The organism is Roseiarcus sp. (assembly GCF_052145395.1).
Taxonomy (GTDB): Bacteria; Pseudomonadota; Alphaproteobacteria; order Rhizobiales; family Beijerinckiaceae; genus Roseiarcus.
The window spans coordinates 1-4811 of the sequence record NZ_JBKQOT010000034.1 but is presented as its reverse complement, the minus strand read 5'-3'; the positions used below and the strand labels follow the sequence as shown (position 1 = coordinate 4811).

4 protein-coding genes are annotated in these 4811 nt (G+C 63.5%); 2 read left to right on the top strand and 2 right to left on the bottom strand.

The annotated features are described in order from the left end of the window. Both ACLP25_RS01105 and ACLP25_RS01100 read right to left on the bottom strand, forming a co-directional pair. Positions 1–778, bottom strand: a 778-nt coding sequence (locus ACLP25_RS01105) for a PLP-dependent transferase (protein WP_442467409.1), incomplete at its 3' end; no start/stop codon positions are given. A 297-nt stretch (positions 779–1075) separates the two neighbouring features. Then, positions 1076–2740, bottom strand: coding sequence for a sulfatase-like hydrolase/transferase (locus ACLP25_RS01100; protein ID WP_442467408.1), 1665 nt, complete (start codon positions 2738–2740; stop codon positions 1076–1078). 66 nt (positions 2741–2806) lie between these two features. Here ACLP25_RS01100 and ACLP25_RS01095 point away from each other — a divergent pair, with 66 nt between their 5' ends. Next, entirely contained in the window at positions 2807–3517 is a 711-nt protein-coding gene (locus ACLP25_RS01095; RefSeq protein ID WP_442467407.1) for a hypothetical protein, read from the top strand. Positions 3518–4132: 615 nt separating this feature from the next. Further along, positions 4133–4811, top strand: a 679-nt coding sequence (locus ACLP25_RS01090) for an amino acid ABC transporter substrate-binding protein (RefSeq protein ID WP_442467406.1), incomplete at its 3' end; no start/stop codon positions are given.

Below are 4811 nucleotides of genomic sequence, written 5' to 3'. Positions count from 1 at the left end.
TCGTGCGCAGGCCGCGTAGCGCAAGAAAGACGTCTTCGGGCCCGGGCGGGATCCCCATCATGCCGGCGGTGCGATGCAGGCGGTCGAACCACGCCGCGTTGGCGGAGACGAGCCCGAGCAGCAGATCTGAGTGGCCCGAAAGATATTTGGTGCCGGCCTCGATCGCCATGTCGACCCCGTGGGCGTGGGGCGCAAAGAAAAGCGGCGTCGCCCAGGTGTTGTCCATCAGCACCGCGGCCCCGCGGGCGTGCGCGACCTCCGCGATCGCCGGGACGTCTTGAATTTCGAAGCTCTGCGAGCCGGGTGATTCGGTGAGGACGGCTTTGGTGTTTGGCCGAAACAGCGCCTCGATGGCCGCGCCGATGCAGGGGTCGTAGAAGGTTGTCTCGACTCCCATGCGCTTCAGGATCCCATTCGCGAAGGCGCGCCCCGGCCCGTAGGCCGAGTCGGTCATCAACAGGTGATCGCCGGCGGAGACGGCGGCCATCAACGCCACGACGATCGCCGCAAGACCCGAGGGGACGAGCTCGGTCCCGGCCGCGCCGGAAATATCGGTCCAGGCTTCGCTAAGGGCGTCTGTCGTCGGCGTTCCGCGGGTTCCATAGGTGTAGCGTTGCTGACGGCTCGTCAGCGTCGCCATGTCGGGGTAGAGCACGGTCGAGCCGCGGAACGGCGGCACGTTGACGAACCCTTGCGACTGCTTGCCGTCGCGCCCGAGATGAACGAGGCGCGTGCGGCTTTTCAAGGAAGCGCGGGTGTCGTCGGTGAGCTTGGTCATAGGGGGCGTACGGTCTCCGGTACCTGCGGTCGGACGTAGCTAGCACGGCTTTATCCGCGCTTGCATCCGCCTTGGCGCGTCTCCGGACTACCAGGGCGATCTTAGCCGACCGTGACCCGCTCAACGTCCGCCCGGCGCCGGTACGAGAGCGGACTGGCGCCCTCGACGCCAAAGGCTTCGCCTTGCTTGATGGGTCGGCGGTTAGTTTACAAGAGGGCAAAGTGAAGCGGCGCTTCGCGCAAAGAGAGGTCAATCGTCGACAGCGCGGGGGTTTCCACCCGCGGGACAGACGACGCTTCATTCTTCCCGATCAAATTGGATGTCGTTCCATTCGGACAGCGACTTCATGAACTCGAAGGGATCGAAGGGGAGCTTGGAAACATCGACGCGGGGTCGCCCTGCCGCCGCGGTTTCCGGGCGCGCATTCTCGATGCCTGTGAGCGGAAAGGCGCGAGCCTCGCCAGCATTTGGATATTTCTCCATCCACAACTGGTGGCGGGCTTTCATGATGCTGAACATCCCCTTGGCAGGGAACATTGGCAACATCTTAGCGCTTGTCTCACGCGGATCAGTGAAAAGGTCGTAGAAAGCTGCCCCGGACAGGCCGGGATGTTCGTCGATCCAGACTCGCTTGTATCGACCCTTCACGGTCGCAGCCAAAACATTGCCCGTGTAGATGAAAACAAAGTCGCGCCGACTGAAAGTGTCGCCCTTCAAAAACAGCGCAGTTTGATCGACGCCATCGATGATGCGATCGGTCGGGACCTGCTCGGTCGCTCCTGCGAAGCGCGCAAAAGTCCTGAAGAGGTCGGTCTCGTGGAGGATGTCGCCGACGGTCTGCCCCGGTGCGATCATGCCGGGCCACCACGCCATCGCCGGAACCCGTACTCCGCCTTCGAGGTAGTCGCCCTTGCCGCCACGGTAGAGCGTCTCGGCCATGCCGGACGGGCCGTTATGCGTAAACGGGCCGTTATCGGCCATCAGGATGACGAGAGTGTTCTCCGCGATGCCGAGCGTTTTCAACTCGGTCATCAGCTCGCCGATCCATACGTCGAGCCGCGCAAGGGCCTCCTGCGGCAACGCGCCATTGGCGGTCACCCGGTTCGGGAAGCCGAACAGGGAAGTCATGATGGGCCAGTAGTCGACGTAAAACGGCTTTTTCGCTGCTGCGTTCTTGCGAATGAACTCAATGGTCCGTTTTTGCATCTCCGGGTCGAGCTTATTGTAGTCTTCGAGAGTTGCTCGACCGAACTCGCGCACCGGTCCGCCCTTCGTTCCTTCCAGCGCAAACACAAAGCCTGTCGGACGCCATCCGGGGTCGATGTCGTAGGGGTCCTTGGCGAACATTTCCGGGAACATGACCCCGGGGGCCAGTGCGGTCATCTGTCCCTGCGCCGTATAAAGGCTCGGCACCTGATTGTACGGCGTCCACAGCGCCTCGTCGAAGCCGTGGTTGGTCATGTAGCTTTCTTCAACGTCACCGAGATGCGCCTTGCCGTAAAAGGCAGTCGTGTAGCCGGCCTTGGAAAGCACTTTCGCGATCGTGTGTTCGGAGGTGGCCAACCCGCCGTACTCGTAAGGAAAGGCGACGTTGAACATGCCGTTGCGCACGGGGTGGCGGCCGGTCAGCACAGCCGCGCGGCTCGGCGTGCACGAGGGCTCCGAATACATCCGCATGAAGTTGATGCCTTCGGCGGCAAGGCGGTTGATATTCGGCGTCTCAAAACCGCGCACTTTCTGGATGGCGGGAATTCCGACCTCGCCAACCGCCGTATCGTCCCACATGATGTGGATGATATTTGGTGGCGCTCCGTGCTTCTGTCGAAGCGCGGCGAGTCTTTGCTCGATGTCCTGATCTTCGGCAGCCCAGCGCCCTCCGTGCTGGGCTTCAAGGATATAGTACTCTGCGTCGTGGACAATTCGGTTCGTGGGCAAAACCGTTGCGTTGTCGTCGCTAGCCATCGGCGCTTTCCTGTCCCTCGGTTAGACCGGTAGCATAAGCGTGCAGCCCCGGATCGTCGTGACCCCTTGGACTGGACCACCCGCGTCAGATCGTCGCTTTCCCAAGTCTCCGGCATACTCAAGCGGGAACAGCTGATCGTCGACACTCTCAACCGCGGCGTTTCGGTCGTCGAGATCGCGGCGCGCATCGGCGTGGGGGAGAAGCGCATGCGCGCAATCATCCGGGAGATCCTCGCCCGCCGCATGCCGGCGCCGCCGGAAGAATTTTTGGCGATCCAGGTCAGCCGCCTCAACGAGGCGCTGCTGGTGGCCTTCAGCGCCATGGCGCCCACAAACGTCAAGGCGGTCGATCGGGTGGTGAGAATCGTGCGCGAGCTCGACCGCTATCACGGGTTTTTCGCCGCCGAGCGGCGCCTTCCCAAGGCCCCACGCCTCCATGCGCCTGTCGAAGGGAGCGTGGCCTTCGGCCGGGCCCTCATATGCCACGCTAATATCGCGCCGCAAGGCTATGAAGAAATTGCATTCGCGCCCGGGATCGCCGCAGCGCCGGAAGCCACGGACACCGGGGAACGGACTGCGTCGACCGGCGAACCCCGCCCCCCTTGGGGGGGCGGGACAGGGTGGGGGGGGGTCGCACTGACCTATCATTTGGCAGGGGAAGGGCGCCAAATCTTTAGGTTCGGCGCGACCCCCCTCCTCAATCCTCCCCCACAAGGGGGGAGGAAGCCGCGCTTCGGCCGTCGAGCATGGAATCAGGCAGCCGCAAGGAGTGTCTGACTCTCGCAGGGCTTGCCCCGGAGGTCGCTCGCAATGAGGGGAATAGGCCGACTGCGCCGGCGCGGGACCCGGCGTTCGGTTCCCTCCGCGATCTCGAGCAAAGTCCGCCCGGCGCGCGGCTCGACAATCGCCCGGAAAACTTGCCGCAACCCCTTGAGAGGGTTGAATCCGCGCCCGGGATCGCCATGGTCCCAGAGGCCACGAACCCTGAACAGTATGATGTTCTGAGCTTGAGCCGAGTTCGTCATTGCGATGAGCGAAGCGACGAAGCAAGCCAGCGCCCGGAAAATCCGGCGCAAGGTCTTGAAAATGTTGAATCCGCGCCCGAGAACTTTTGGGCCGCCGAAGCGCCAACCGCCGTCAGCCCGGCCTTCCTGAGCGCGATCGGCCTCAGACCCCTGCACGTCCGCGTGCCCCTCAACGCTGTGGCGGCCTCATGAAAGGGTGAGCGACGGATGGCGCGTCCCACAAGGGGGCAGGAATTCGCTTTCCGCAGAGCCCTTGACCTAATCGCTTGCCGGCTTCGTCGGCCGCCCAGTTGACTTCGCGCCGTCGCGCTTCCGACAATGGCGACGGATTTCGGGCGTCGCCGATGCCTTCTGGTGGAGATTGGACATGCGATCGACTTGGGCTTGGCTCGCCGGAGCGGCGTTGGGCTGCTTGGCGGCGTTTTCTGCGAGCGCCGGCACGCTCGATCAAATCAAGGCGCGCGGAACGCTGATCTGCGGCGCCAACACGGGTCTGGCTGGGTTCAGCCTGCCCGACGATCAGGGCGTGTGGAGGGGCCTCGACGTCGACGAGTGCCGTGCGATCGCGGCGGCGATCTTCAACGACCCGACCAAGGTCAAGTTCCTGCCGGTGAACGCCAAGGATCGGCCAACAATCCTCGCCTCCGGCGAGGTCGACGTCATCCTCCGCAACACAACCTGGACCATGTCGCGCGAGCTCGGCGGCATGTTTTTCACCGGCGTGAACTTCTACGACGGGCAGGGGTTCATGGTGCGCAAGAAGCTCGGCGTCGATTCCGCGCTGAAGCTCGACGGCGCCTCGGTCTGTGTCCAGCAGGGCACCACGACCGAACTCAATCTCGCCGACTATTTCCACGCCAACAATATGAAGCTCGAGGCGGTGGTGTTCGCCACCGATGACGAAGCGACCAAGGCCTACGATTCGGGCCGCTGCGACGCCTACACGACCGATTCTTCGGGCCTCTATTCCGAGCGCCTGAAGATGACAGTCCCGGACGACCATATCGTCCTGCCGGAGATCATCTCCAAGGAGCCGCTCGGCCCCG

What these genes read in the sequence shown, in the direction of transcription:
- ACLP25_RS01100 (WP_442467408.1), bottom strand. Translation starts at nt 2,740, where the DNA reads ATGGCTAGCGACGACAACGCAACGGTTTTGCCCACGAACCGAATTGTC.